Source organism: Pantoea dispersa, assembly GCF_014155765.1.
GTDB classification, from domain to species: Bacteria; Pseudomonadota; Gammaproteobacteria; order Enterobacterales; family Enterobacteriaceae; genus Pantoea; species Pantoea dispersa.
The window spans coordinates 846,586-872,267 of the sequence record NZ_SCKT01000001.1 but is presented as its reverse complement, the minus strand read 5'-3'; the positions used below and the strand labels follow the sequence as shown (position 1 = coordinate 872,267).

The window sequence follows — 25,682 nt, the reverse complement described above, 5'->3', positions numbered from 1 at the left end:
AACGCAACGACCGGATCGCGTGTATGCAGCGTTGTGATGACCCGCTCAGGAGGAAGAAAAACATGATCAACCAGTCAAAAAAATGGTTGCCAGGTGTGGTTGCAGGTGTGCTGATGGCTGCGGCCGTGGGCGCTCAGGCAGAGGATAAAACGCTGCACGTTTATAACTGGTCCGATTATATTTCGGCCGACACCGTGCCCAATTTTGAAAAGCAGACCGGCATCAAAGTGGTCTACGACGTGTTTGACTCCAACGAAGTGCTGGAAGGCAAACTGATGGCCGGCAGCACCGGTTATGACGTGGTGGTACCGTCGTCGAGCTTCCTCGCGCGTCAGCTGCAGTCTGGTGTGTTCCAGGAGCTGGATAAGAGCAAGCTGCCTAACTATAAAAACCTCGATCCCGATCTGATGGCGAAAGTGGCCCAGCACGATCCGGGTAACAAATACGCCATTCCTTACCTGTGGGGCACCACCGGTATTGGCTATAACATCGATAAAGTCAAAGCGGCACTGGGCGCCGATGCGCCGGTGAACAGCTGGGATTTGGTGCTGAAGCCGGAAAACCTGGAAAAACTGAAGAGCTGCGGCGTTTCGTTCCTCGATGCGCCAGAAGAGATTTTTGCCACCGTGCTGAACTACCTCGGCAAAGATCCGAACAGCTCTGACGCGAAAGATTACACCGGTGCGGCGACCGACCTGCTGCTGAAGCTGCGGCCGAATATCCGCTACTTCCACTCTTCGCAGTACATCAATGACCTCGCCAACGGCAACATTTGCGTTGCCATCGGCTGGTCTGGCGATATTCTGCAGGCGAAAGATCGCGCGGTGAAAGCCAACAACGGTGTCCATCTCGGTTACAGCGTACCGAAAGAGGGCGCGCTGGCGTTCTTCGACATGATGGCCATTCCAAAAGACGCGAAAAATCTGGATGCGGCTTATCAGTGGCTGAACTACATCATGGATCCGAAAGTGATTGCCGACGTCTCCAACAAGATGAACTACGCTAACGGCAACAAAGCGTCGCTGCCGCTGATCAATGCGGATGTGCGCAACAATCCGGGTATCTTCCCGACGCCGGAAGCGATGGCCAAACTGTTTGTGCTCAAGGTCCAGGATCCGAAACTGGATCGTGCGCGTACCCGTGCATGGACTAAAGTAAAAAGTGGTAAGTAATTCGTTCTGAACGGATTCCCTTATCGGTAAACGACAACAGAGGCGCGGTGCTGGCCTCTGTTGTGTCATTTAGCGGCTGGCTGTGCCGCGCTATCCCGCTTAGCGCCGGAGACATGTGAGTGAACGACGCGATTCCCCGCCCCCAAAATAAAACGGCTAAGGCGTTAACGCCGCTGCTGGAAATCCGCAACCTGACGAAATCGTTTGACGGCCAGCACGCCGTGGATGATGTCAGCCTGACCATTTACAAAGGCGAAATTTTCGCACTGCTGGGCGCTTCCGGCTGTGGCAAGTCCACGCTGCTGCGGATGCTGGCCGGCTTTGAAATTCCCAGCAGTGGCCAGATTGTGCTGGATGGTCAGGATCTGTCCCACGTGCCGCCGTATCAGCGGCCCATCAACATGATGTTCCAGTCGTACGCGCTGTTTCCACACATGACGGTGGAACAGAACATCGCTTTTGGCCTGAAGCAGGACAAACTGCCGAAAGGCGAAATCAGCAGCCGCGTGGCAGAGATGCTGGCGCTGGTGCATATGGAAGAGTACGCCAAACGTAAGCCGCACCAGCTTTCTGGCGGCCAGCGTCAGCGCGTGGCGCTGGCGCGTAGCCTGGCGAAACGTCCCAAGCTGCTGCTGCTCGACGAACCGATGGGCGCGCTGGATAAAAAACTGCGCGACCGCATGCAGCATGAAGTGGTGGATATTCTGGAGCGCGTGGGCGCTACCTGCGTGATGGTGACCCACGATCAGGAAGAGGCCATGACCATGGCGGGCCGCATCGCCATCATGAACCGCGGTAAATTTGTGCAGATTGGCGAGCCGGAAGAGATTTACGAGCACCCGACCAGCCGCTACAGCGCCGAGTTTATCGGCTCGGTGAATGTGTTTGATGGCCTGCTGCGTGAACGCCGCGACGAGGGCGTGGTGATCGACAGTCCGGGGCTGATGCATCCGCTCAAGGTGCAGACCGATGTGTCGATTGTGGACAACGTGCCGGTGCACGTGGCGCTGCGGCCGGAAAAAGTCATGCTGTGCGACGAGGTGCCGGCCGACGGCTGCAACTTTGCCGTCGGCGAAGTGGTGCACATCGCCTATCTCGGCGATCTGTCGATTTACCACGTCCGGCTGCGCAGCGGCCAGATGATCAGCGCCCAGCTGCAGAATGCGCATCGCTACCGGAAAGGCGCGCCCACCTGGGGCGATGAAGTGCGCCTGTGCTGGGATGCCGACAGCTGTGTGGTCCTGACGGTTTAAGGAGGCGCTATGAGCCAGATTTCTCAACGCAGCGAGCCGGAGGTAGCGGGCACACCGCTGCAGCGCTGGGGCACGCGCATGAAAATGCAACATGGTCGCAAGCTGGTGATCGCGCTGCCTTATCTGTGGCTAATCCTGCTGTTTATGCTGCCGTTCCTCATCGTGCTGAAGATCAGTTTCGCCGATATTGCGCGCGCCATTCCGCCTTACACCGATTTGGTGACCTGGGCGGACGACCAGCTCAACCTGGTGCTCAATTTGGGCAACTACCTGACGCTGACCGACGATCCGCTATACGCCGAAGCTTATCTCACCTCGCTGAAGGTGGCGGCGATCTCAACGGTGATCTGTCTGCTGATCGGTTATCCGCTGGCGTGGGCGGTGGCGCACAGCAAGCCCTCCATGCGCACCATCCTGCTGCTGCTGGTGATCCTGCCGTCGTGGACCTCGTTCCTGGTGCGCGTCTATGCATGGATGGGACTGCTGAACAACAACGGGATCCTCAACCGCTTCCTGATGTGGCTTGGCGTGATCGATCATCCGCTGATCATCCTGTACACCAACACAGCGGTGTATATCGGTATCGTTTACTGCTACCTGCCGTTTATGGTGCTGCCGATCTACACCGCGCTGACGCGCATTGATTATTCGCTGGTGGAAGCATCGCTCGACCTCGGCGCGCGCCCGCTGAAAACTTTCTTCAGCGTCATCGTGCCGCTGACCAAAGGCGGCATTATTGCTGGCTCAATGCTGGTATTTATTCCGGCGGTGGGCGAGTACGTGATCCCGGAACTGCTCGGCGGACCGGACAGCATCATGATTGGGCGCATTTTGTGGCAGGAGTTCTTCAACAACCGCGACTGGCCGGTGGCCTCGGCGCTGGCGGTGATCATCCTGCTGATCCTGATTCTGCCTATCGTCTGGTTCCACAAACATCAAAACCGTGAAATGGGGGAGAAGGGATGAATCAGCTACCGGTAATCCGCTCTCCGTGGCGCACCGCGATTCTGGCGCTGTGCTTCCTGTTCCTGTACGCGCCGATGCTGCTGCTGGTGGTTTACTCCTTCAACAGCTCGCAGCTGGTGACGGTATGGGAGAGCTTCTCGTTTCACTGGTATCGCGTGCTGTTCCAGGATGATGCGATGCTGGATGCGGTTGGCCTGAGCCTGACCATCGCGGCGCTGTCGGCCACCATGGCAGTGGTGCTCGGCACCATGGCGGCGGTGATTATCGTGCGCTTCGGGCGTTTTCGCGGCCACAGCGGCTTTGCTTTCATGCTCACCGCGCCGCTGGTGATGCCCGACGTGATCACCGGTTTGTCACTGCTGCTGCTGTTCGTGGCGATGGGTAACACCTTTGGCTGGCCGGGCGATCGCGGCATGCTGACCATCTGGCTGGCGCACGTCACGTTCTGTACCGCCTACGTGGCGGTGGTGATCAACTCGCGGCTGCGCGAGCTGGATCGCTCAATTGAAGAAGCGGCGATGGACCTCGGCGCTACGCCGCTGAAGGTGTTCTTCGTGATTACCGTGCCGATGATTGCCCCGGCGATCATTACCGGCTGGCTGCTGGCGTTTACTCTGTCGCTGGACGACCTGGTGATCGCCAGCTTCGTCACCGGGCCGGGCGCTACCACGCTGCCGATGGCGATCTTTGCCACGGTGCGGCGCGGCGTCAATCCGGAGATCAACGCGCTGGCCTCGCTGATTCTGTTTGTGGTCGGGCTGGTCGGCTTTATCGCCTGGCGCTTTATGGCGCACGAAGAAAAACAGCGATTGCGCGATATTCAGAAAGCAAAACGTGGCTGAGTGACGCAACATTTGCCAATATAAGCAAGGCTGACTCTGTCAGCCTTTTCTTATGGAGCGCGCGCAATGTCGGAAACGTTGAAAAACCTGGTGTTAACCTCCACGCCCGTGCCGGTGACCATTGCCGGCAGCGCCATTATCGCCACGCGCTGTATCAGCGTGCTGATGCTGGCCAATGAGCTGGGCTATGACGAAATCGCCAATTTTGTGCACCGCAGCGCGCAGGCGTGGGACTCCACGCTGATCTTTATCGCCAGCCAGCTGATTTTCCTGTTTGAATTGCGCTGTGCCTTTACCCTGATGCGCGGCAGTAATGCCGGGCGCTGGGGATATGTGGCCACGCAGATCGTGGTGCTGCTGTACATGCTGATGGCGTCGGTGGGCTGGATCTATCCGGAGATTTTCAGCATTCCCGGCGAGAATAACGCGCAGATTATTCACCACACGCTGCTGCAGAAACTGCCGGATGTGCTGGTGCTGCTGTTGCTGTTTGTGCCGGCCAGCAGTCGCGCATTTTTCCGCAGCCGGTGATACAATCGGCCCCCGTTTTTGCTCCAGATTCTCAATACAGGCCTTTCCATGCATTGCGCGCTTTATCAGGCCGGTCGCTGTCGCTCATGTCAGTGGCTGGAAAAACCCTATCCGCAACAGCTCAGCGACAAGCAGACGCAGCTGACGCAGCTGCTGGACGGCATGCCGGTCGCTGACTGGCGGCCGCCGGTCACCTCGGCGCAGCAGGGGTTTCGCAATAAAGCCAAGATGGTGGTGAGCGGCAGCGTGGAAAAACCGCTGTTCGGTATGGTGGCGCGAGACGGCGAGCCGGTGGATCTCTGCGCCTGTCCGCTCTATCCCGCCAGCTTCGCGGCGGTATTCGACGTGCTGAAACCCTTTATCGCCCGTGCCGGTCTGACGCCGTACAACGTGGCGCGCAAACGCGGCGAGCTGAAGTTTCTGCTGCTGACGGAGAGTACCCAGGGCGGCATGATGCTGCGTTTTGTCCTGCGCTCGCACAGCAAACTGGCGCAGCTGCGCGCCGCGCTGCCGTGGCTGCAACAGCAGCTGCCGCAGCTCCAGGTGATCTCCGCCAATATTCAGCCGGTGCACATGGCGATACTGGAGGGCGAGGAGGAGATGGCGCTGACGCCTGAGCAGGCGCTGCCGGAACGCTTCAACGACGTGCCGCTGTATATCCGTCCGCAAAGTTTCTTCCAGACTAACCCGCAGGTGGCGGCTGCGCTGTACGCAACGGCACGCGACTGGGTGGCGGAGCTGCCGGTGCACAGCATGTGGGATCTGTTCTGTGGCGTTGGCGGCTTTGGCCTGCACTGCGCCACGCCGCAGATGCAGCTTACCGGCATTGAAATCAGTGCGGAAGCCATCGCCTGCGCGCAGCAGTCGGCGCAGCAGCTGGGGTTAGAGCAGGTGAGTTTTGCCGCGCTGGATTCCACGCAGTTTGCCACCGGGCATACGAGCGTGCCGCAGCTGGTGCTGGTCAATCCGCCACGTCGCGGTATTGGGGCAGAACTGTGCGCCTGGCTGAGCCGCATGGCGCCGGACTACATCCTGTATTCCAGCTGCAATCCCGCCAGCATGGCGCAGGACATTGCCCGCCTGGCCGACTATGACATCAGCCGCGTGCAGCTGTTCGATATGTTCCCGCACACCGCACATTTCGAGGTGCTGACGTTACTGCGTCGTAAGGGTGGAATCGCGTAGCGCCCGGCTGCGCTGAGGACGTGCAGAACCTGGCAGGCCCGGCGCCACGCAACTCCATAATGCTTATTCCGGGAACCACTTCTGATTGATCTGCTGCCAGCGACCGTTGGCTTTCAGCGCCGCCAGCGCGCTGTTCAGCTGTTGCAGCAGCGCGCTGTTGCCCTTGCGCACCGCAATGCCGAGCCCGGTGCCGAAGTAGTCGCTGTCGGTAATGTGCTCGCCGACCGTGCTCAAATCCGCATTGGCCTTCAGCCACTGATTGACGACTGCGCTGTCACCAAATACGCCGTTGAGCCGGCCATTTTTCAGGTCGAGGATTGCGTTCTGGTAGCTGTCGTAGGCCACCGCAATCACTTCCGGATGCTTCTCCAGCAGGTATTTCTGATGGGTGGTGCCGTTTTCCACGCCGATGCGTTTGCCTTTCAGCTGGCTAAAGTCGCTATATTCACCTTTATGGGCGATGACAATCGCCGAATTGGCGTAGTAGGGCTGGGTAAAATCGACCTGCTTACTGCGCTCGGCGGTGATATCCATGCCGGAAATGACCGCGTCATAGCGACGGAATTTCAGCGAAGGAATCAGGCTATCAAAGGCATTGTTGGTGAAAGTGCACTCGGCCTGCATCTGCTGACACAGCGCTTTAGCGAGGTCGATATCAAAACCGACAATCTGGTTATTCTGATCGAGTGATTCGAACGGGGGATAGGTGGCTGAGGCAGCAAAACGAATTTTCTCTGCCGCATAAGCATTCATTGCCAGCGTTGCCATCACTGCCGCAACAATCCATTTTTTCATTATAAGGCTCCTGTAAACCATGCCAGAGGCGAAACGATTTACACGATGCCAGTTAATGCATTTGTATGCAATAAATATGATTAAAAATTTATTTCGCTGCAATCAAATATAGCGAGAAAGGGCGCGGCGCTTTCCTTCGCACCGCGTCAGACGATCAGTTGCGGCGCTCAAACGCCAGCGCGCGCTTCTCGACCAGGCGCATCAGCAGCGTCAGCAGGCCGTTAACCACCAGATAAATCAGACCGGCGGCAGCATACACGGTGACGTCATAGGTGCGGCCATACAGCAGCTGGCCGTGGCCCATCACCTCCATCAGCGTAATGGTATAGGCCAGCGAAGTACTCTTGAACACCAGCACCACTTCGTTGGAGTAAGAGGAGAGGGCGCGCTTAAACGCGTACGGCAGCAGAATACGCAGCGTATCGCGGCGGCGCATGCCCAGCGCGGCGCAGGACTGCCACTGCCCGGCCGGAATGGCGCGCACCGCGCCGTAGAACAGCTGTGTGGTGTAGGCTGCGCTATTAAGCGACAGCGCCAGCATGGCACACAGCCACGGCTGCGACAGTAAATGCCAGAGCCACGGCACGTTCTGAATGCTGGGGAACTGGCCGGGACCGTAATAGATGAGGAAAATCTGCACCAGCAGCGGCGTGCCGGTAAACAGGGTGATATAGCCTTTGACCAGCCAGTTGAGCAGCGGCAGCTTCAGCGCCAGCACAATGGTGCACAGCAGCGCCAGCAGCAGCGCGGCGACCAGCGAGGCGGCCGTTAGCGTCAGGCTGGTATGCAGGCCTTTCAGTAGCTCAGGTAAATACGCCAGCATGCGTCAGGCCCCCCGCTCGAAACGCGTGGTACGTGATTCAATACGGCGCAGTACCGCCTGACTGAATAGCGTAATCACTAAATAGATCGCGGCAGCCACCAGATACCAGGTAAACGGCTCCTGGGTGCGCGTCGCAATGCTTTTGGTCTGCAGCATGAGATCGTTGACGCTAATCAGCGACACCAGCGCCGTATCCTTGAGCAGCACCAGCCACTGATTGCCGAGTCCGGGCAGCGCATGGCGCCACATCTGCGGCATAATCAGGCGGAAGAAAATCGCTGACTTTTTCATGCCCAGCGCCTGGCCTGATTCCCACTGGCCGGACGGCACCGCTTTCAGCGCACCGCGCAGCGTTTGAGAGGCGTAAGCTGAATAGAGCATCGCCAGCGCAATCACGCCGCACAGGAACGGGCTGACATCAAAGTTCTCAATCTGCATCTGCACCGGCAGGGTGAACAGGCCCAGATTGAGCTGGAAGCCGTCCGACAGCGTCAGCAGCAGCTGCGAGGCACCGAAATAGATAAACAGCACCACCAGAATTTCCGGCAGGCCGCGAATCAGCGTCACCAGCCCGGTACCGATCCACGCCAGCGGTTTCCAGCGCAGCGATTCCCAGCCAGCAAAAATCATCGCCAGCGCGAGGCCGGCGATCAGGGCACAAACGGCAAGGCCGACGGTCATGCCGGCGGCGCTTGCGAGTGGAATCATTTCATTCATCAGAAATTACTGCTGAAACCATTTGTTGTAGATGGTTTTGTAGGTGCCGTCGGCTTTGATCTTATCCAGCGCGCCGTTGAACTTCTGCTGCAGTTCGCTGTTGCCCTGACGCACGGCGATGCCGAGACCGGTGCCGAAGTAGGCTTTGTCGGTCACTTTCTCACCCAGCGCGGCGAGGTTGGCATTCTGCTTCAGCCACTCGTTAACCACGGCGGTATCCCCGAACACCGCATCAATACGGCCATTCTTCAGGTCGAGCACCGCATTCTGGTAGCTGTCGTAAGGCACGATGGTGATGTCGCTGTGCTTGTCAGAGAGATATTTCTGGTGCGTGGTGCCGTTCTGCACGCCCACACGCTTGCCTTTCAGCGCCGCAACGTCCGCCAGCTTGCCTTTCTGCGCGATGAAGGTCGCAGAGTTGTCGTAGTAAGGTTTGGTGAACAGCACCTGCTTTTCACGCTCTGGCGTGATATCCATGCCGGCCATCACCGCGTCAAAACGGCGGAATTTCAGGCTGGGGATCAGGCTGTCGAAGGCCTGGTTGGTAAAGGTGCAGGTCGCATCGATCTCTTTGCACAGCGCATTGGCCAGATCGACGTCAAAGCCCTGGATTTTGTTGTCGGAGTCGACAAATTCAAACGGCGGATAAGACGCCTCGGTCGCGAAACGCAGGGTTTGCGCGGCAGAAGCGCTCAGGCTCAGGCTGGCAAGCAGTGCAGCAAGTACAACTTTTTTCATTAGAAGCATCCTGACTTAGTGCGAAAGATAATGAGCAAACGCCTCGGTTTGCGGCTGTGTAAAGTGGCTGGCATCGCCCTGTTCAATGATGCGACCGTTCTCCATGTACACCACGCGGCTGGCGGTTTTGCGCGCCACCTCAACTTCGTGGGTGACAATCACCTGCGTGATCTGCGTCTGCGCCAGCTCACGAATGATGCTGACGATCTGCGCCGTGATCTCCGGGTCGAGCGCGGCGGTCGGTTCATCAAACAGCAACACCTGCGGCTCCATCATCAGCGCGCGCGCAATTGCCACGCGCTGCTGCTGGCCACCGGAAAGGTGCAGGGGAAAACGATCGGCGTACGGCGTCAGACGCAGGCGTTCCAGCAGTTTATCGGCGCGCGCGCGTGCCGCATCTTTGCTGAGCCCGAGCACACGACAGGGTGCTTCGATCAGGTTCTGCATCACGCTGAGGTGCGGCCACAGGTTGTACTGCTGGAACACCATGCCGACATTCTGGCGCAGTTCGCGAATCGCGTTGTCGGACGGCGTCTGGCTGAAATCGAAATGGTTGCCGGCAATCTGCAGGCTACCGGAACGCGGCAGCTCCAGCAGGTTGAGCACGCGCAGGAGTGAACTTTTACCCGCGCCACTCGGGCCGAGCAACACCAGCGTTTCGCCCTGCGGGCAGGCCAGGTTGATATCGAACAGCGCCTGATGGGCACCGTAAAAACAGTTGATGGCGTTTAGTTGAATACTCATGCGCAAAAAATGAATAGCAATTAGTGTCGCAAATCTTAACGTCACCAGAATAGTTATGCAATTGAGGTGGGTTAAAATTTATTAAAGAGCAATTAAACAGCAAAAGCGTAGCACAAAATCGGGCAGGGCAGTGGGGAAAGGGGCTGACGGGTAAGCGTTGGCTGTTGCGCGGAAGCTTAGCGGCGCCGCAATGGTGCGGCGCGCTAATGGTTGCGGCTGAGTGCGGAAAAAATGCGCGACTATTTTTTCTCTTCCAGCAGCTGGCTGAGCGAGCCGCCACCGGCGTGTGGCCAGTCGCCGACGTAGCGCACATCATCCACCACCCAGCAGGTGCCTTCGTGGATCATCAGCACTTCATCGCGCCAGCTTTTATCGCCGCGGCTCAGCGTCACGCGCAGCGGAATATTACGCGCGTCGCGGTTAGGAATGCTGGAGGCGCTGGCCACGTCAGCGGCAGTAGGCCCCTGTGCCAGGCTGGAGAACAGATCGCCCTGGCGCCACGCTGCCGGTGGGTTGCTCTGGCTGCTGGCATGCAGCAGTTTCTGATACAGGTTGTCGCTCAGGTACGGGCGATATTTTGCCAGCGTGGTGCTGTCCGGCAATCCCTGGGTTGGCTGGCTGACACGTAAATCGTAGAACTGCTGCGCCACGCTGTCCGGACCGCCGTCAACGCAGGGTGCGGTACGCGGCCCGTTGTCCTTGATCACCGGCTCAACGGTGGTACAGGCACTCAGCAGCAATGCAGCGGGAACAAGCAGCGCAAAGGCTTTGTTTCTCATCTCGATTTCCTTATTGTTCACTGGCAAAGCGCCATTTTTAGCATAGAGTATAGCCGTGCTTTTACGCCGTACGAGCTATCGCCTCATGAATCACCACAGGAGAGAACGATGAAATTTTCGACTACGCCAACCCTGGAAGGGCACAGCATCACTGAATATTGCGGCGTTGTGACCGGCGAAGCGATTCTCGGTGCCAACATTTTCCGCGACTTCTTTGCCGGCATCCGCGATATCGTCGGCGGCCGCTCCGGTGCTTATGAGAAAGAGCTGCGCAAAGCGCGGCAGATCGCCTTTGAAGAGCTGGAAGAACAGGCGAAAGCGCTGGGCGCCAATGCAGTGGTTGGCATTGATATTGACTACGAAACCGTGGGCAAAGACAGCAGCATGCTGATGGTGAGCGTTACCGGTACTGCGGTGATCGTGCGCTAATGCGTGCGGTGTTACTGCTGGCGATGGCGCTGCTGCTCAGCGCCTGCCAGTCGACGCTGGAAGCGCGCAACGGCTATTGGGTCGATAGCGCGCACCCGGCGCAGGGGGCCAGACCGCGCATCAAAGTGGTAGTAATCCACTACACGGCGGAGGATTTTCCCTCGTCGCTGGCGACCCTGACGGACCGCAACGTCAGCGCGCACTATCTGATTCCGCAGCAGCCGCCGCAGAAAAACGGCGCCGGGGTGATCTGGCAGCTGGTGCCTGAAAACCAGCTGGCGTGGCATGCCGGACCGAGCTTCTGGCGCGGTGCAACGCGCATTAATGACACCTCAATTGGCATCGAAATCGTCAATGACGGCTATCGCCGCACGCTGACCGGCCGGCAGTGGCAGCCGTTCACCGCCGCGCAAATCACGGCCCTGATCGCACTGGTGCGCGATATCAGCCAGCGTTACGGCATCAGTCCGGAAAATATTGTCGGGCACAGTGATATCGCGCCGCAGCGCAAGCAGGATCCCGGTCCGCTGTTTCCGTGGCAACAGCTGGCCCGGCAGGGGCTGGGAGCGTGGCCGGATGCCGCCACGGTGCAGCGCTATCTGGCTAACCAGCCGCCGGATGCCCCGGTCGAGGCTGCAACGCTACTGGCTGCGCTGCAGCGCTATGGTTATGACGTTGCCGCTGCGCAAACGCCGCAGATGCAGCGCAAACTGATTGCGGCGTTTCAGATGCATTTCCGCCCGCGTGATTACCGTGGCGAAGCCGATGCCGAGACGCTGGCCATCGCCCGTGCGCTGCTGGCGAAATACGGCGCGGCACCGTAGCCGCGCGTTGCGGCGTTACGGCTGGAGAAAGGCCTGCCAGCGCGCCACCAGCTGCTGTAATTGCTGGCGGCTGACATCCAGATGGGTGACGATGCGGGTCTGCGGACCTACGCTGAGCAGCACGTCGCCCGCCAGCATCCAGCGCTGTAGCGGTGCGACCTGCTCCGCCGGCACTTTCACGAACAGCATGTTAGTGTGCTGGCTCACCACTTCCACACCAATAGCGCTGAGCTGTGCGCCGAGCCACGCGGCGTTGTCATGATCCTCCTGCAGACGCGCCACGTTATACTGCAGCGCGTAGAGACCGGCAGCCGCCAGAATGCCGGCCTGGCGCATGCCGCCGCCGGTCATTTTGCGCCAGCGCCGCGCCTGCGCGATATAAGCTTCATCACCACACAGCAGGGAGCCGACCGGCGTGCCCAGTCCTTTCGACAGGCAGATGGTCAGGCTATCGCAGTAGCGGGCGATATCGATCAGCTGCACACCCTGCGCCACCACGGCATTAAAGATGCGCGCGCCGTCAATGTGCAGCGCCAGCTGGCGCTCGCGGGTAAATTGCCACGCCTGTTCAAGGTAGCTCAGCGGCAGCACTTTGCCGTGATGGGTATTTTCCAGGCTCAGCAGGCGGGTGCGGGCAAAATGCATGTCGTCCGGCTTGATGGCGGCCGCCACGTCGTGCAGCGGCAGCGTGCCGTCGGCAGCCGCGAGGATCGGCTGCGGCTGGATGCTGCCGAGCACCGCGGCACCGCCAGCCTCATATTTGTAGTTGTGCGCCTGCTGGCCGACGATGTACTCATCGCCGCGCTGGCAGTGGCACAGCAGCGCCACCAGATTGGCCTGGGTGCCGGTAGGGAAGAACAGCGCAGCCGCTTTACCGCTCAGGCGCGCCGCTTCAGCCTCCAGCGCATTGACGGTGGGATCATCGCGATAGACATCATCGCCGGTTTCGGCCGCCATCATCGCATCCAGCATCGCGGCACTCGGGCGGGTCACGGTATCACTGCGTAAATCGATCACGTTGCTCTCCTGACATAAAAAAGCGGGCTAAGCGCCCGCATGATGATTAATCCGGCAAGTCTCTTCGTTTTACCGCAGCCAGTTGGTTTTCGCCAGCTCGACGATTTCATCACCGCGGCCATTCAGGATCGCGCGCAGCATGTACAGGCTGAAACCTTTCGCCTGCTCGGCTTTGATTTGCGGTGGCATCGACAACTCTTCCTTAGCGGTGATCACGTCCACCAGCACCGGACCGTCGTGGGCGAACGCCTGTTGCAGCGCGCCATCCAGCTCCGAGGCTTTTTCCACGCGGATCCCTTTGATGCCGCAGGCGGTAGCGATGGCGGCGAAGTCCGGGTTCTCCAGATCGGTGCCATCGGTGAGATAGCCGCCGGCTTTCATCTCCATCGCCACAAAGCCCAGCACGCTGTTATTAAAGATCACCAGCTTTACCGGCAGCTTAAGCTGCGCCAGCGAGATGAAATCGCCCATCAGCATGCTGAAGCCGCCATCGCCGCACAGCGCAACCACCTGACGCTGTTTATCGATGGCCTGTGCGCCCAGCGCCTGCGGCATGGCGTTGGCCATCGAACCGTGGTTAAACGAGCCGAGCAGACGGCGCTTGCCGTTCATTTTCAGATAGCGCGCCGCCCACACCGTTGGCGTGCCGACATCACAGGTAAAGATGGCGTCATCGGCCGCATAGTGGCTGATCTGCTGGGCCAGATACTGCGGGTGAATCGCCTGCTTATCGTTGGCGGTCGCCAGATCGTCCAGCCCTTTGCGCGCATCCGCGTAGTGCTCCAGTGCGCGATCGAGGTGATGACGGTCGCTGTGACTGGTGAGCTGTGGCTGCAGCGCCTGTAGCGTGGCTTTGATGTCGCCCACCAGCGCCATATCAACGTGACTGTGCGCGCCGAGGCTGGCCGGATTGATATCAATCTGAATAATGCGCGCGTCCGCCGGGTAGAACGGGCGATAAGGGAACTGGGTGCCGAGCAGCACCAGCGTGTCGGCGTTCATCATGGCGTGATAGCCGGATGAGAAGCCGATCAGCCCGGTCATGCCGACGTCGTACGGGTTATCGTACTCGAGGTGCTCTTTGCCGCGCATGGCATGCACCACCGGTGCTTTCAGCGTTTCGGCCAGCTTTACCACTTCCGCATGGGCACCGGCGCAACCGCTGCCGCACATCAGGGTGATATTTTTCGCTTCATTGAGCGTCTCTGCGAGGCGCGTCAGTTCACTGACCGACGGCACCACCTGCGGCAGCTGCGGCGGATACCATTCGCTGCGCGCATTCTCCGGCGCCGCCTGCAGCGCCACGTCACCCGGCAGCACAATCACCGACACGCCGCGATTGAGGATGGCTTTACGCATCGCGATGCCGAGCACCTGCGGCAGCTGTTCCGGATTGGAGACCAGTTCGCAGTAATGGCTGCACTCGCGGAATAACTCCTGCGGATGGGTTTCCTGAAAATAGCCGCTGCCGATTTCACTGGAAGGAATGTGCGCGGCAATTGCCAGCACCGGAACATGGTTGCGATGGCAGTCAAACAGGCCGTTGATCAGATGCAGGTTGCCGGGGCCGCAGGAGCCGGCGCACACCGCCAGCTCACCGCTGATTTGTGCTTCCGCCCCGGCGGCAAAAGCGGCCACTTCTTCATGGCGCGTTGGCATCCATTCAATGGTGCCCATGCGGTTGAGGCTGTCGTTCAGTCCGTTGAGGGAGTCACCGGTTACGCCCCAGATGCGTTTTACGCCGGCGCTCTCCAGCGTTTTGGCCAGCAGGGCCGCCACAGTTTGCTTCATCGTTCGCTCCTTTCTGGTGTTGGCCATCCAGGCGGATGGCAAAAAACGTGTCAGAGAGAAAGCGTAGACGAAGCCGCAGCGCAGCGGGCGTGAAAAAATGCGCTGCGCGTCAGGCGGAAAACAGGGCGATGAGGATAGGTGCCAGCAGGTTCATGATAAAACCGTGCACGATGGCCGCAGGCACAATCTCCATTCCGCCGGCACGCTGCAGAATCGGCAGGGTGAAATCCATCGACGTGGCACCGCTCAGCCCGAGTGCCATACTGCGGTAGCGGTTGACCAGCACCGGAATCAGCAGCACCGCAGCCAGCTCGCGCAGCAGATCGTTAAAGAAGGCGGCGCTGCCGATCACCGGGCCGTACGCTTCGGTCATCAGAATGCCGGACAGTGAATACCAGCCGAAGCCGCTGGCCAGCGCCAGTCCGGTTGACAGCGAAACGCCGAGCAGCCACGCCGCCAGCACGCCGCCGCCCAGCGAGCCGCACAGGGATACCAGCGCTACCGTCATGCCGCGCCGGTTCAGGGTGATCTGGCGCAGCGTCATGCCGCTGCCGCGCAGCTGCACGCCAACCAGGAACAGCAGCACCACCAGCGCAATTTCGCTCAGGGTGGAGGCATGGCGCAGCGGCGCCCATTGGGTTAATCCCAGCAGGAAACCGGCCAGCACCGCCACACACAGCTTGAGTGACTCCAGCACCATGTGCCAGCGCGAGGGCAGATTCTGCTGGCGATGCTGCTGCCGCCACGGCCAGCGGCGATCCAGCAGCCACAGCGCCAGCAGCGAGCAGCTCAGAATGGCGCCTGCGGCAATCAGTGCGGTTTTAAACACGATCAGCAAGTTGGTGCCGAGATTGTCGAGAAAGGCGAGGCTGGTACCCATAAAAAATAGAATGGCGTAAATCAGCAAACTCAGCAGGCGGTTAACGCGCTGCAACAGCGCAGGCTGATGCCACGGCAGCACATAGCCCACCATCAGCGGCACCAGAATGATAAGCAGTCCGGTATACATGAAAAATGACGTCCTTTTTTGCGAGACGCCACGCTAATGGAAAACGCCTGAAGTGTAAACCTTTTCTCCCGCTGCCGACTTGACCAACGCAGCGCGGCGGACCATGCTCTGGCAAAGCACGGAGGGACTGCGCGATGATTCTGGAACATATCGATATACACGGCTTTCGCGGCATTAACCGGTTGTCGCTGCCGCTGACCGACACCAACCTGCTGATTGGGGAAAACGCGTGGGGTAAATCCAGTTTGCTGGATGCGCTAACGCTGCTGCTGGCACCGGCCGCTGAGCCCTATATGTTCACGGAACAGGACTTCCATTTCCCGCCCGGTGAGGTGGAAGCACGCCTATATAAGTTGCAGCTGGTGTTTCGCTTTCGCGCGCAGGGCGATGAGCATGAAGCGCTGTTTGCGCCGTTCTGGCAGCAGGATGACGCGGGGCGCTATCTGCGCTTCAGTACGCTGGCGACGCGCCAGGGTAACGAGGTCAAAACCCGCTGGCGCTTTATTGACGCGCGTGGCGAGGTGCTGCCGCTGGCGGGCACCGACGCCGCGCTGGCGCAATTGCGCGCGTACTATCCGGTGCTGCGCCTGCGTGATGCGCGCTTTGGCCGGCGGTCGCGCCATAACGACAACGACACCCAGCGGCGCGCTGATACGCTGAGCGCGCTGGCGCAGGAGATGCATAGCCTGACGCGCGATCTGGTGGCGCGGCCGCAAACCCTGAGCGACGAGCTGTTGCGCCAGGGATTGCACACCATGCAGCAGCTGATGGCGCACTATTTTCTGGTACAGCAACCGGACACGGGCGCCGCGCGGGTTGCGCCGGAGCTGCGTGACGGCAGTCAGGGCTGGCGTTCGCTCGATCAGCTCAATCAGCTGATCGCCGGTACCGAATCGCGCAGTCGCCAGGTGATTCTGCTGCGCATGTTCTCGCTCCTGCTGCAGGCGCACGGCAACGATGCGCTGCCCGCAGGCGCGCGCCCCTTGCTGCTGGTGGAGGATCCGGAAACGCGGCTGCATCCCATCATGCTGTCGGTGGCGTGGAATCTGCTGGCGCTGATGCCGCTGCAAAAAATCGCCACTACTAACTCCGGCGAGCTGCTGTCACAGGTGGCGCTGGAGCAAATCTGCCGACTGGTGCGCGAACCCGATCGCGTGGCGGCGTGGCGTATCGGGCCGGAAGGATTAAGTGCCGAAGAGGCGCGCCGTATCGGCTTTCATATCCGCGTCAACCGTCCGTCGGCGCTGTTTGCCCGCTGCTGGTTGCTGGTAGAGGGTGAAACCGAAGTGTGGATCATCAATGAGCTGGCGCGGCAGCGCGGCTACCATTTTGCCGCGGAAGGCGTGAAGGTGATTGAGTTTGCGCAGTCCGGACTCAAGCCGCTGCTGAAATATGCGCGCCGCATGGGCATTGCCTGGCACGTGCTGACTGACGGCGACGAGGCCGGGAAAAAATATGCCGCCACCGCGCGCAGCCAGCTACAGCCGCATGAGCAGGAGAGCGACCATCTCACGCAGTTCCCGGCGCCCGACATCGAACACTTCCTTTATAAGCAGGGCTTTAGTGATGTCTATCACCAGATGGCGCACCTGCCGTTAAACGTGCCGATGAACGCGCGGCGTATTATTACCAAAGCCATTCATCACAGCTCGAAGCCGGAACTGGCGATTGCGGTGGCGATGGCAGCGGCCGAACGCGGGCCGCAGGCGATTCCGCCGTTGCTCGATCAGCTGTTTGGCCGCGTGATGTGGCTGGCGCGCGGTCGGGCAGAGTAAAACTGACGCGGGACGCCAAAGAAAAATGCCAGCGTCTGCGGCTGGCATTTTTTTTCGGGAGTGGTCAGAATGAGAGCAGACGCGCGCCCGTCAGGAGAGTGACGATGCTTCACAGGGCACAATCAGACTGGCATGGTTGCCTTTCGGCCCTTCATGGACATCGAACTGAACGTGCTGGCCCGCTTTCAGCGTTCTGTATCCCTCCATCTGAATCGTGGAGTAGTGTGCGAAGATATCGTCGCCGCCGCCAATCGGACAGATAAAGCCGAAGCCTTTGGCGTTGTTGAACCATTTAACAGTACCCGTCTCCATGCTTTTACTTCCCTCGCAAGACATTTTGATAAGTAGGTGAGGTCATTGAAGCTGTGAGTCGAGTTTGTTTAAAACTCAATCAGCTTGTGTAAGTAGAATGTAGAGAAACGGACCTTATCGTCAAGCAAACGGCTCTGGCGCACGGGGAGAAATTCATCAAAATTTGAGGCAGTTAACGCTATTGCAAATTTTGTGATACAGGTCGCGCATGCGCTTTCAGGACCGATTTTTGCCACAGGAAAAGCGGCTTGACAGGCGTGTTAAACTTGAGGTGAGAGCACAGAAATGTGCGCTACCGTAACGCAGAATTTCAACGGAACATTATGGCAAACACAAACGACTGGCTTAACTTTGAACATCTGGCCGAAGACAAAGTACGCGAAGGGTTAAAGCCGCCTTCAATGTATAAAGTCATTCTGAATAATGACGATTATACACCTATGGAATTTGTTATTGACGTTCTGCAAAAGTTCTTTTCTTATGATGTTGAACGTGCAACGCAACTGATGCTGAAAGTTCACTACCATGGAAAGGCAATCTGTGGTGTATTCACTGCAGAAGTGGCGGAGACCAAAGTCGCCCAGGTGAACAATTACGCGCGGGAAAATCAACATCCGTTGCTGTGTACGCTGGAAAAAGCCTGAAGCTGTCTCCATATAGGATTCAGTCCGTCAGAGCGATAATTGGGGGAGGTGCCAAATGCTCAATCAAGAACTGGAACTCAGTTTAAACATGGCTTTCGCCAGAGCGCGCGAGCACCGTCACGAGTTTATGACCGTCGAACATCTGTTGCTGGCGCTGCTCAGCAACCCGTCGGCCAGAGAGGCACTGGAAGCCTGTACGGTGGATATTGCGGCTCTGCGTCAGGAACTCGAAGCCTTCATCGAACAAACCACGCCGGTGCTGCCTGCCAGCGAAGAGGAGCGCGACACTCAGCCGACGCTCAGCTTCCAGCGTGTGCTGCAGCGTGCGGTCTTCCATGTCCAGTCATCCGGTCGCAGTGAAGTTTCCGGTGCGAACGTGCTGGTCGCCATTTTCAGCGAGCAGGAGTCGCAAGCGGCTTACCTGCTGCGCAAACACGAAGTGAGCCGCCTTGATGTGGTGAACTTCATCTCCCATGGTACGCGTAAAGACGAACCGGGCCAGCCGCAGAACAGCGCGGAAAATCCGGTTAACGAAGAGCAAGCAGGCGGGGAGGAACGTATGGAAAACTTCACCACCAATCTTAATCAGCTTGCTCGCGTCGGCGGAATTGACCCGCTGATCGGTCGCGATAAAGAGCTGGAACGGGCCATTCAGGTGCTGTGCCGTCGTCGCAAGAATAACCCGCTGCTGGTGGGCGAATCGGGCGTCGGTAAAACTGCGATTGCGGAAGGGCTCGCCTGGCGCATTGTGCAGGGCGACGTGCCGGAAGTGATGAAAGAGTGCACCATCTACTCGCTGGATATCGGTTCGCTGCTGGCCGGTACCAAATACCGCGGTGATTTTGAAAAACGTTTTAAAGCGCTGCTGAAACAGCTGGAACAGGATAACAACAGCATTCTGTTCATCGACGAGATCCACACCATTATCGGTGCCGGTGCGGCATCGGGCGGCCAGGTGGATGCGGCGAACCTGATCAAGCCGCTGCTTTCCAGCGGTAAAATCCGCGTGATGGGTTCCACGACCTATCAGGAGTTCAGCAATATCTTTGAGAAGGATCGTGCGCTGGCGCGCCGTTTCCAGAAAATTGATATCACTGAGCCATCGGTTGAAGAGACGGTACAAATTCTTAACGGGCTGAAGCCGAAGTACGAAGCGCATCACGATGTGCGCTACACCGCCAAAGCGGTACGTGCGGCGGTTGAGCTGGCGGTGAAATACATCAATGACCGTCATCTGCCGGACAAGGCGATTGACGTGATCGATGAAGCCGGCGCGCGTGCGCGTTTGGTGCCGGTCAGCAAGCGCAAGAAAACCGTCAACGTGTCGGACATCGAATCCGTGGTGGCGCGCATCGCGCGTATTCCGGAGCAGAGCGTTTCGGCCACCGATCGCGATACGCTGAAAAATCTCGGCGACCGTCTGAAAATGCTGGTGTTTGGTCAGGACAACGCGATTGAAGCGCTGACTGAAGCCATCAAGATGAGCCGCGCGGGTCTGGGGCAGGAGCGTAAGCCAGTCGGGTCGTTCCTGTTTGCGGGTCCGACCGGGGTCGGTAAAACCGAGGTCACCGTGCAGCTGGCGAAGGCGCTGGGCATTGAGCTGCTGCGCTTTGATATGTCCGAGTATATGGAGCGTCACACCGTCAGTCGTTTGATTGGTGCGCCTCCGGGCTACGTCGGCTTTGATCAGGGCGGTCTGCTGACCGATGCGGTGATCAAGCATCCGCACGCGGTGGTGCTGCTGGATGAGATCGAGAAAGCCCATCCGGATGTCTTCAACCTGCTGCTGCAGGTGATGGATAACGGAATGCTGACCGATAACAACGGCCGCAAAGCGGACTTCCGCAACGTGGTGCTGGTGATGACTACCAACGCCGGGGTGCGCGAGACCGAGCGTAAATCCATCGGCCTGATTCAGCAGGACAACAGCACCGACGCAATGGAAGAGATCAAAAAGATCTTTACGCCGGAGTTCCGTAACCGTCTCGACAACATTATCTGGTTCCGTCACCTCGATACTCAGGTGATCCATCAGGTGGTGGATAAATTTATTGTTGAGCTGCAGGCACAGCTGGATGCGAAAGGTGTGTCGCTGGAAGTCAGCGATGATGCGCGCGACTGGCTGGCCGAAAAAGGTTACGACAAAGCGATGGGCGCGCGTCCGATGGCGCGTACCGTGCAGGAAAACCTGAAGAAACCGCTGGCTAATGAGCTGCTGTTTGGCTCGCTGGTGGATGGCGGATCGGTGTCGGTTGGACTGGATAAAGAGAAAAACCAGCTCACCTACCACTTCATGAGTGCGGAAAAACGCAAAACCGAGGGCACCGTGCATTAAGCGGGTGCGCAGATAAGAAAAAGGCCGGATTAAAATCCGGCCTTTTTTTTCGCGCTTAGTTTACATCAGCAAACGCGAGGCGAGTGCAACAACTTAGCGACTACGGAAGACAATGCGGCCTTTGCTCAGGTCGTACGGGGTCAACTCGACAGTCACTTTGTCGCCCGTCAGGATGCGGATGTAGTTTTTACGCATTTTACCGGAGATATGAGCGGTAACCACGTGCCCGTTTTCAAGCTCTACGCGGAACATGGTGTTAGGTAACGTATCCAGTACGGTACCTTGCATTTCAATATTGTCTTCTTTGGCCATCGAATCCTCTGGGTGAACTACCAAACTGTTGAACCGGCAAGATAATGCCGAATTCCATGATTTATGTAAAGAAACGTTGGCTGTTTTTGCCAACGCTTCGCCGTGCGTCGCGCCGCTGCGCGTGCATTACGGATAAATTCGGGTGTTTTTGACGTCTGCGGGGGATTAGCGGGCTAAGAATCTGCAGCAATCGGCATCGGGTGCGCAACTGAAACAGCTTCGGGAACAGGGTGAGATTCCCAGCCTGGCAATTCCGGCTCGCCACAGCGAAGCGCGGACGACATACCAAACTCGCTTATTGTATCACTTTTGTCGGGAATTGTGTGCAAAACATCTGCGGGGACAGTCAAAAAAGGGTTTGTGTTTGCCAGCAGCCGGCCTGCACCGGTTGCCAGGCCAGCGTTTGCACGTATTGCAGATAATCGACGCGCGGAATTTCAACTGCGCCCAGCGAGGCGGTATGCGGATTCAGCACCTGACAATCGATCAGCCGTCCCTGATGCGCAATAAAGTGCTGTGAGAAAACCCATAGCGCGGTTTTAGAGGCATTTTCCGCCCGGCTGAACATCGACTCGCCGCAAAAAATCTGTCCGAGCGCCAGACCATACATGCCGCCAACCAGACGTTGATCCTGCCAGACTTCAATTGAGTGCGCATGGCCCAGCTCATACAGGCGCAGCCAGGCGCGTTTCACTTCAAAGGTGATCCAGGTGCCTTCCTGACGCCCGCTGGCGCAACCTTCCACCACCTGAGCAAAGGCGTGATTCATGGTGACGCGATAGGGCGAACGGCGATGGAAGCGCGCCATGCTGCGGCTGAGATGAAACGACTCCGGCAGCAGGACCGCGCGTGGATCTGGTGACCACCATAAAATTGGATCGCCGGGCGAAAACCACGGAAAAATACCGCGCTGATAGGCATTCATCAGGCGGGCAGGGGAGAGATCGCCACCCATGGCCAGCAGGCCGTTTGGCTCACGCAGCGCCATCTCCGGCGGCGGGAAATTGAGCGAATCCCGGGAAAGTTGTACCAGTCTCATGGCGTCGGTCACCCTCAGGCTAAACGCATAGACTATAGCGCAAAGCGCTGCTGGAAACGCCAGTAGCGTCCCGCTTTTGAGATTAATTCGTCATGGCTGCCGGATTCGATAATCTGCCCACCGTCAAGCACACAGATGCGATCCATTTTTTCCAGTCCGCTCAGGCGATGCGTCACCATGATCAGCGTTTTTCCCTGGCTAACCTGCTGTAGTAACGTGAGAATCTGCTGCTCGGTCGCGGCATCCAGACCTTCGGTCGGCTCATCCAGCAGCCACAGGTCGCCATCGTTCAGCAGCGCACGGGCAATCGCCAGCCGGCGCAGTTCACCGCCGGACAGCGGCCGGCCGCCTTCACCCATCCACGCATTCAGTCCTTCGCTGTGCTGCGTCAGATGCGCCAGCCCAACCTGCTGCAGTACGTCAATCAGCTGTGCATCGCTGGCCTGTGGTGCTGCCAGCAGCAGATTAGCGCGCAGCGTCTGGCTAAACAGATGGACGCGCTGCGTGACAACGCTGATGCGCTGACGCAGGCTGGCTTCGTCCCACGCCGCCAGATCAATCCCGTTCAGGCGAATCGTGCCGCGCTGCGCTTCCCAGCCGCGCGTGATCAGCGCCAGCAGGCTGGATTTTCCGCAGCCGGTCGGGCCTAGCAGCGCCAGATGTTCACCGGCTGCTAACGTCAGGGAGAAGTTGTGCAGTACTGCTTCTGGCCGTTGCGGATAGCTGAAATCGATCTGTTCCAGCGTCAGGCTGAGGCCGCGCTGCGTCGCGACCGGTTGTGTCGGGAAGTGAATGGCTGGCGGTTGATCGATGATCTCCTGCACGCGCTGCGCCGCGTGCGTCACCTGCGCCAGTGGCAGAAATGCGCCGGCCACCGGTGCCAGCGCTTCAAACGCGGCCAGCGCGCAAAACACAAACAGGGCAATCAGTGCACCCGGTGTGCTATTGGTGCCGACGCCGCTGGCGGCCAGCCACAGCAGCAGCGTAACGGTACTGCCGGCGATCAACGTAAGCAGGCTCTGCGCCACCGCCTGCAGCCGGTGTTGCTGCTGCTGCGCCTGTTGCCACGCACGTTCTTCCTGATCCAGCCGCTGTCGCCACAGCGCCGCCGCGCCGTAAATCTGCAGCTCGGCCAGTCCGCTGAGCCAGTGCGTCAGTTGCAGGCGCCAGCGAGCCTGGTAACGGGCAATCTGCGCGCCGGTGCGCGCGCCGAGTCGCCAGAAAAGCGGCGGCATCAGCAGCAGCGTCAGCAACATGATCGCCCCAAGCAGCAGCGCCAGTCGCATATCGAGTAGCGCCAGGCCACAGGTCACCACCACAATCACCACCGCCGCACCCAGCAGTGGAGAAATAACGCGTAAATAGAGATGGTCGAGGGTATCAACATCGCTGACAAAGCGGTTCAGCAGTTCGCCGTGACGAAAGCGCGCCAGCTGCGCCGGTGCCAGCGCCATCAGCCGGCTGAAGGTAAAGACGCGCAGATGCTGCAGCACGCGGAAAGTGGCGTCGTGGCTCACCAGCCGTTCAAAATAGCGCGCGGCGGTGCGGGTGATTGCCGCGCCACGCACACCAGCTGCGGGCAGCATGTAATTGAAGCTGTACAAGCCGGCGACGCCAGCCAGCGAAGAGGCAGCAAGAAACCAGCCGGACAGCGTCAGCAAGCCGATGCTGGCGAGCAGCGTGACAATCGCCAGCACCACGCCAAGACCTAAACGCCACGGATGGCGGCGATACAGGCGCAGGAAAGGCAGTAACGTGCGCATCAGGCAATCTCCTTCTGACGATGCTGCGCCAGCTCGCGCAGCGGGCCGGCTTCTGCGATCAGCTGTTGCCAGTGGCCCTGCTGCACCAGTTGTCCGGCCTGCATCACCCACACTTCATCCCACTGGTCGAGGGCGTGCAGCTGATGGGTAATCATTAACGTGGTTTGCTGCTGTGCGGCCTGCTGTAGCGCGCCCATCACGTGCTGCTCGCTCTGGCTGTCGAGCCCGGATCCCGGTTCGTCCAGCAGCAGCAGGCGGGCCGGTTTCAGCAGCGCCCGCGCAACGGCGATGCGCTGTGCCTGCCCAACGGACAGGCCGATGCCGCCATCGCCAACTGGCGTATCCAGCCCCTGCGGCAGACGCGACAAAAATTCGCTGACGCCAGCGCGCTGCAGCACGGCGGTCAGCGTGGCCTCGTCCACCGGCGTGTCAGTGAGCTGGAGATTGTCACGCAGCGTCGCCGCCGGCAGCTGCGGATTTTGTCCTACCCAGGCCAGCTGCTGCTGCCAGCTGCTGCGGCTGATGTCGCGCAGTTCCTGGCCGTTAATGCACAGTGAACCCTGGTAGGGCAGAAAACCGAGCAGGACATTCATCAGCGCACTTTTTCCGGCGCCGCTTTGCCCGACCAGCGCCACGCGCTGACCGGGAGTAAGGCTGAAATTCAGCGGCTGTGACAGCGCCTCGCCGGTAGCGGTCATGATCACCAGATCCTGCGCCCGGAGGGAGAATGGCGCGTCAGCATCCAGCGTTTGCGTGGCCGCCTGCGGCGCGTGCTGGGGCGTTTCGCGCAGGAAGGTATCCAGCGCGTCTGCGCCGCCCACCGCCTGCGCTTTGGCATGGTAAAAGGTGCCAAGATCGCGCAGCGGCTGGAAAAATTCGGGAGCAAGAATCAGCGCGAGGAAACCGGCAAACAGCGTCACGCCGGTGCCGTAGTGGCCAAAATTGAGTTCACCCAGGTACGAGAAGCCGAAATAGACCGCGACCACGGCAATCGCCAGCGAGGCGAAAAACTCCAGCACCGCAGAGGAGAGAAAGGCGAGGCGCAGCACTTCCATGGTGCGCTGACGAAAATCCTGCGTAGTGGCGGCAATCGCCTGCTGCTCAGCGTCCGCGCGGTGAAACAGGCGCAGCGTTTCGCGTCCGCGCAGACGGTCATAGAAATCGCCGCTCAGACGCGCCAGCGCAAGAAAATTACGCCGGTTGGCATCGGCCGCACCCATGCCGACCAGCGCCATAAACAGCGGAATCAGCGGCGCGGTCGCCAGCAGAATCAGTCCGGCAGCCCAGTTTATCGGGAAAATGGCGATCAGGATGGCGCAGGGCACAAACACCGCCAGCGACATCTGCGGCAGATAGCGCGCGTAATACTCCTGCATCTCTTCAATCTGTTCCAGCAGCAGCGTTGCCCAGCTCCCGGCCGGTTTGCCCTGAATCCAGGCCGGACCGAGCGCGTTCAGCCGGTCCAGCACCTGTTGCCGCAGTGCACGGCGAATCGCCACGCCAGCCCTGAAACCGGCCATCTCACGACCATAGTGCAGCGCGGCGCGCAGTGCGAAGCACAGCAGTAGTAACAGGAAATCACTCACCAGTTCAGCGCGGGGTTGCTGTTCCACCAGCAGTTTTTGCAGCAGGGAGGCCAGTAGCCAGGCCTGGGCGATGAGAATTAACGCCGCAGCAAAACCTGCCAGCGAAGCCAGTCGCAGGCTGCGTGCGCCATGATGACGTTGCTGGCGTAACCAGCGCAGCAGTTCGTGTTGCCGTGATTTGTTCATGCGAAGCCGTTTGATCACCGTGACGAGAGGCAAAATCCGACGCTAAATGCCGGACAGACGGGTGGCAGAACTGTAGCACGCAGGCGATAAAAAAGGCGACCAAAAGTGGCCGCCT

General features: G+C 59.2%; 25 protein-coding genes. 11 read left to right on the top strand and 14 right to left on the bottom strand.

Annotation, left to right across the window (positions count from 1 at the left end):
* Window positions 1-62 precede the first annotated feature (62 nt).
* The 6 genes from potF to rlmC all read left to right on the top strand — a co-directional run bounded on the left by potF (window position 63) and on the right by rlmC (window position 5,949).
* Window positions 63-1,172, top strand: coding sequence for a spermidine/putrescine ABC transporter substrate-binding protein PotF (gene potF, locus H7K56_RS04185; protein ID WP_021508381.1), 1,110 nt, complete (start codon window positions 63-65; stop codon window positions 1,170-1,172).
* A gap of 119 nt (window positions 1,173-1,291) precedes the next feature.
* Window positions 1,292-2,425, top strand: coding sequence for a putrescine ABC transporter ATP-binding subunit PotG (potG, locus tag H7K56_RS04180; RefSeq protein WP_021508380.1), 1,134 nt, complete (start codon window positions 1,292-1,294; stop codon window positions 2,423-2,425).
* A 9-nt stretch (window positions 2,426-2,434) separates the two neighbouring features.
* A complete protein-coding gene (potH, locus tag H7K56_RS04175) occupies window positions 2,435-3,391 on the top strand; it encodes a putrescine ABC transporter permease PotH (RefSeq protein WP_021508379.1) in 957 nt (318 codons plus the stop codon).
* Complete coding sequence (potI, locus tag H7K56_RS04170; RefSeq protein ID WP_058757786.1) at window positions 3,388-4,233, top strand: putrescine ABC transporter permease PotI; 846 nt, start codon at window positions 3,388-3,390, stop codon at window positions 4,231-4,233. Before potH ends, potI begins: the two co-directional genes overlap by 4 nt.
* A gap of 66 nt (window positions 4,234-4,299) precedes the next feature.
* Window positions 4,300-4,764 (top strand): YbjO family protein, encoded by a 465-nt coding sequence (locus H7K56_RS04165; RefSeq protein WP_021508377.1) that lies wholly within the window; start codon window positions 4,300-4,302, stop codon window positions 4,762-4,764.
* Between the two features lie 48 nt (window positions 4,765-4,812).
* A complete protein-coding gene (rlmC, locus tag H7K56_RS04160; RefSeq protein ID WP_088516406.1) occupies window positions 4,813-5,949 on the top strand; it encodes a 23S rRNA (uracil(747)-C(5))-methyltransferase RlmC in 1,137 nt (378 codons plus the stop codon).
* A gap of 63 nt (window positions 5,950-6,012) precedes the next feature.
* On the opposite strand, the gene H7K56_RS04155 is transcribed toward rlmC, so the two are convergent.
* The 6 genes from H7K56_RS04155 to H7K56_RS04130 all read right to left on the bottom strand — a co-directional run bounded on the left by H7K56_RS04155 (window position 6,013) and on the right by H7K56_RS04130 (window position 10,545).
* On the bottom strand, window positions 6,013-6,744 hold the full coding sequence (locus tag H7K56_RS04155; RefSeq protein ID WP_021508375.1) for an arginine ABC transporter substrate-binding protein: 732 nt from the start codon (window positions 6,742-6,744) through the stop codon (window positions 6,013-6,015).
* A 154-nt stretch (window positions 6,745-6,898) separates the two neighbouring features.
* The gene (gene artM, locus H7K56_RS04150; protein ID WP_021508374.1) at window positions 6,899-7,567 is read right to left on the bottom strand and encodes an arginine ABC transporter permease ArtM; all 669 of its coding nucleotides are present in this window, start codon (window positions 7,565-7,567) and stop codon (window positions 6,899-6,901) included.
* A 3-nt stretch (window positions 7,568-7,570) separates the two neighbouring features.
* Window positions 7,571-8,284: an arginine ABC transporter permease ArtQ gene (gene artQ / locus H7K56_RS04145; protein ID WP_021508373.1), complete on the bottom strand. Its 714-nt coding sequence runs from the start codon at window positions 8,282-8,284 to the stop codon at window positions 7,571-7,573.
* A gap of 6 nt (window positions 8,285-8,290) precedes the next feature.
* Window positions 8,291-9,022, bottom strand: a complete 732-nt coding sequence (artJ, locus tag H7K56_RS04140; protein WP_021508372.1) for an arginine ABC transporter substrate-binding protein — start codon at window positions 9,020-9,022, stop codon at window positions 8,291-8,293.
* 15 nt (window positions 9,023-9,037) lie between these two features.
* Window positions 9,038-9,766, bottom strand: a complete 729-nt coding sequence (gene artP, locus H7K56_RS04135; RefSeq protein WP_021508371.1) for an arginine ABC transporter ATP-binding protein ArtP — start codon at window positions 9,764-9,766, stop codon at window positions 9,038-9,040.
* A 239-nt stretch (window positions 9,767-10,005) separates the two neighbouring features.
* On the bottom strand, window positions 10,006-10,545 hold the full coding sequence (locus H7K56_RS04130) for a lipoprotein (RefSeq protein ID WP_021508370.1): 540 nt from the start codon (window positions 10,543-10,545) through the stop codon (window positions 10,006-10,008).
* A 108-nt stretch (window positions 10,546-10,653) separates the two neighbouring features.
* Here H7K56_RS04130 and H7K56_RS04125 point away from each other — a divergent pair, with 108 nt between their 5' ends.
* Both H7K56_RS04125 and H7K56_RS04120 read left to right on the top strand, forming a co-directional pair.
* Window positions 10,654-10,974, top strand: coding sequence for a heavy metal-binding domain-containing protein (locus H7K56_RS04125; protein WP_058757780.1), 321 nt, complete (start codon window positions 10,654-10,656; stop codon window positions 10,972-10,974).
* On the top strand, window positions 10,974-11,798 hold the full coding sequence (locus tag H7K56_RS04120) for an N-acetylmuramoyl-L-alanine amidase (RefSeq protein WP_125308436.1): 825 nt from the start codon (window positions 10,974-10,976) through the stop codon (window positions 11,796-11,798). Before H7K56_RS04125 ends, H7K56_RS04120 begins: the two co-directional genes overlap by 1 nt.
* Window positions 11,799-11,813: 15 nt before the next feature.
* On the opposite strand, the gene ltaE is transcribed toward H7K56_RS04120, so the two are convergent.
* The 3 genes from ltaE to H7K56_RS04105 form a co-directional block, all read right to left on the bottom strand.
* Window positions 11,814-12,815 (bottom strand): low-specificity L-threonine aldolase, encoded by a 1,002-nt coding sequence (gene ltaE / locus H7K56_RS04115; protein WP_150360622.1) that lies wholly within the window; start codon window positions 12,813-12,815, stop codon window positions 11,814-11,816.
* Window positions 12,816-12,884: 69 nt separating this feature from the next.
* Window positions 12,885-14,606, bottom strand: coding sequence for a ubiquinone-dependent pyruvate dehydrogenase (gene poxB, locus H7K56_RS04110; RefSeq protein WP_021508366.1), 1,722 nt, complete (start codon window positions 14,604-14,606; stop codon window positions 12,885-12,887).
* A gap of 109 nt (window positions 14,607-14,715) precedes the next feature.
* A complete protein-coding gene (locus tag H7K56_RS04105; protein WP_150360623.1) occupies window positions 14,716-15,615 on the bottom strand; it encodes a LysO family transporter in 900 nt (299 codons plus the stop codon).
* A 134-nt stretch (window positions 15,616-15,749) separates the two neighbouring features.
* Here H7K56_RS04105 and H7K56_RS04100 point away from each other — a divergent pair, with 134 nt between their 5' ends.
* Window positions 15,750-17,390 (top strand): ATP-dependent nuclease, encoded by a 1,641-nt coding sequence (locus H7K56_RS04100; RefSeq protein ID WP_150360624.1) that lies wholly within the window; start codon window positions 15,750-15,752, stop codon window positions 17,388-17,390.
* A 90-nt stretch (window positions 17,391-17,480) separates the two neighbouring features.
* On the opposite strand, the gene cspD is transcribed toward H7K56_RS04100, so the two are convergent.
* Window positions 17,481-17,702 (bottom strand): cold shock-like protein CspD, encoded by a 222-nt coding sequence (cspD, locus tag H7K56_RS04095; RefSeq protein ID WP_058757774.1) that lies wholly within the window; start codon window positions 17,700-17,702, stop codon window positions 17,481-17,483.
* A 323-nt stretch (window positions 17,703-18,025) separates the two neighbouring features.
* On the opposite strand from cspD, the gene clpS reads away from it, so the two are divergent.
* A complete protein-coding gene (clpS, locus tag H7K56_RS04090) occupies window positions 18,026-18,346 on the top strand; it encodes an ATP-dependent Clp protease adapter ClpS (protein ID WP_021508363.1) in 321 nt (106 codons plus the stop codon).
* Window positions 18,347-18,401: 55 nt separating this feature from the next.
* Window positions 18,402-20,681 (top strand): ATP-dependent Clp protease ATP-binding subunit ClpA, encoded by a 2,280-nt coding sequence (gene clpA / locus H7K56_RS04085; RefSeq protein ID WP_021508362.1) that lies wholly within the window; start codon window positions 18,402-18,404, stop codon window positions 20,679-20,681.
* A 93-nt stretch (window positions 20,682-20,774) separates the two neighbouring features.
* On the opposite strand, the gene infA is transcribed toward clpA, so the two are convergent.
* The 4 genes from infA to cydD form a co-directional block, all read right to left on the bottom strand.
* Window positions 20,775-20,993 (bottom strand): translation initiation factor IF-1, encoded by a 219-nt coding sequence (gene infA / locus H7K56_RS04080; RefSeq protein WP_002211347.1) that lies wholly within the window; start codon window positions 20,991-20,993, stop codon window positions 20,775-20,777.
* A 346-nt stretch (window positions 20,994-21,339) separates the two neighbouring features.
* A complete protein-coding gene (gene aat, locus H7K56_RS04075; protein WP_031279861.1) occupies window positions 21,340-22,032 on the bottom strand; it encodes a leucyl/phenylalanyl-tRNA--protein transferase in 693 nt (230 codons plus the stop codon).
* A 32-nt stretch (window positions 22,033-22,064) separates the two neighbouring features.
* Window positions 22,065-23,795, bottom strand: coding sequence for a heme ABC transporter ATP-binding protein/permease CydC (cydC, locus tag H7K56_RS04070; protein ID WP_150360625.1), 1,731 nt, complete (start codon window positions 23,793-23,795; stop codon window positions 22,065-22,067).
* On the bottom strand, window positions 23,795-25,567 hold the full coding sequence (gene cydD, locus H7K56_RS04065; protein WP_150360626.1) for a heme ABC transporter permease/ATP-binding protein CydD: 1,773 nt from the start codon (window positions 25,565-25,567) through the stop codon (window positions 23,795-23,797). The genes cydC and cydD overlap by 1 nt, the downstream gene beginning before the upstream one ends.
* Window positions 25,568-25,682 lie beyond the last annotated feature (115 nt).

What these genes read in the sequence shown, in the direction of transcription:
- potF (WP_021508381.1), top strand. Translation starts at nt 63, where the DNA reads ATGATCAACCAGTCAAAAAAATGGTTGCCAGGTGTGGTTGCAGGTGTG.
- potH (WP_021508379.1), top strand. Translation starts at nt 2,435, where the DNA reads ATGAGCCAGATTTCTCAACGCAGCGAGCCGGAGGTAGCGGGCACACCG.
- potI (WP_058757786.1), top strand. Translation starts at nt 3,388, where the DNA reads ATGAATCAGCTACCGGTAATCCGCTCTCCGTGGCGCACCGCGATTCTG.
- H7K56_RS04165 (WP_021508377.1), top strand. Translation starts at nt 4,300, where the DNA reads ATGTCGGAAACGTTGAAAAACCTGGTGTTAACCTCCACGCCCGTGCCG.
- rlmC (WP_088516406.1), top strand. Translation starts at nt 4,813, where the DNA reads ATGCATTGCGCGCTTTATCAGGCCGGTCGCTGTCGCTCATGTCAGTGG.
- H7K56_RS04155 (WP_021508375.1), bottom strand. Translation starts at nt 6,744, where the DNA reads ATGAAAAAATGGATTGTTGCGGCAGTGATGGCAACGCTGGCAATGAAT.
- artM (WP_021508374.1), bottom strand. Translation starts at nt 7,567, where the DNA reads ATGCTGGCGTATTTACCTGAGCTACTGAAAGGCCTGCATACCAGCCTG.
- artQ (WP_021508373.1), bottom strand. Translation starts at nt 8,284, where the DNA reads ATGAATGAAATGATTCCACTCGCAAGCGCCGCCGGCATGACCGTCGGC.
- artJ (WP_021508372.1), bottom strand. Translation starts at nt 9,022, where the DNA reads ATGAAAAAAGTTGTACTTGCTGCACTGCTTGCCAGCCTGAGCCTGAGC.
- artP (WP_021508371.1), bottom strand. Translation starts at nt 9,766, where the DNA reads ATGAGTATTCAACTAAACGCCATCAACTGTTTTTACGGTGCCCATCAG.
- H7K56_RS04130 (WP_021508370.1), bottom strand. Translation starts at nt 10,545, where the DNA reads ATGAGAAACAAAGCCTTTGCGCTGCTTGTTCCCGCTGCATTGCTGCTG.
- H7K56_RS04125 (WP_058757780.1), top strand. Translation starts at nt 10,654, where the DNA reads ATGAAATTTTCGACTACGCCAACCCTGGAAGGGCACAGCATCACTGAA.
- H7K56_RS04120 (WP_125308436.1), top strand. Translation starts at nt 10,974, where the DNA reads ATGCGTGCGGTGTTACTGCTGGCGATGGCGCTGCTGCTCAGCGCCTGC.
- poxB (WP_021508366.1), bottom strand. Translation starts at nt 14,606, where the DNA reads ATGAAGCAAACTGTGGCGGCCCTGCTGGCCAAAACGCTGGAGAGCGCC.
- H7K56_RS04105 (WP_150360623.1), bottom strand. Translation starts at nt 15,615, where the DNA reads ATGTATACCGGACTGCTTATCATTCTGGTGCCGCTGATGGTGGGCTAT.
- H7K56_RS04100 (WP_150360624.1), top strand. Translation starts at nt 15,750, where the DNA reads ATGATTCTGGAACATATCGATATACACGGCTTTCGCGGCATTAACCGG.
- cspD (WP_058757774.1), bottom strand. Translation starts at nt 17,702, where the DNA reads ATGGAGACGGGTACTGTTAAATGGTTCAACAACGCCAAAGGCTTCGGC.
- clpS (WP_021508363.1), top strand. Translation starts at nt 18,026, where the DNA reads ATGGCAAACACAAACGACTGGCTTAACTTTGAACATCTGGCCGAAGAC.
- clpA (WP_021508362.1), top strand. Translation starts at nt 18,402, where the DNA reads ATGCTCAATCAAGAACTGGAACTCAGTTTAAACATGGCTTTCGCCAGA.
- infA (WP_002211347.1), bottom strand. Translation starts at nt 20,993, where the DNA reads ATGGCCAAAGAAGACAATATTGAAATGCAAGGTACCGTACTGGATACG.
- aat (WP_031279861.1), bottom strand. Translation starts at nt 22,032, where the DNA reads ATGAGACTGGTACAACTTTCCCGGGATTCGCTCAATTTCCCGCCGCCG.
- cydC (WP_150360625.1), bottom strand. Translation starts at nt 23,795, where the DNA reads ATGCGCACGTTACTGCCTTTCCTGCGCCTGTATCGCCGCCATCCGTGG.
- cydD (WP_150360626.1), bottom strand. Translation starts at nt 25,567, where the DNA reads ATGAACAAATCACGGCAACACGAACTGCTGCGCTGGTTACGCCAGCAA.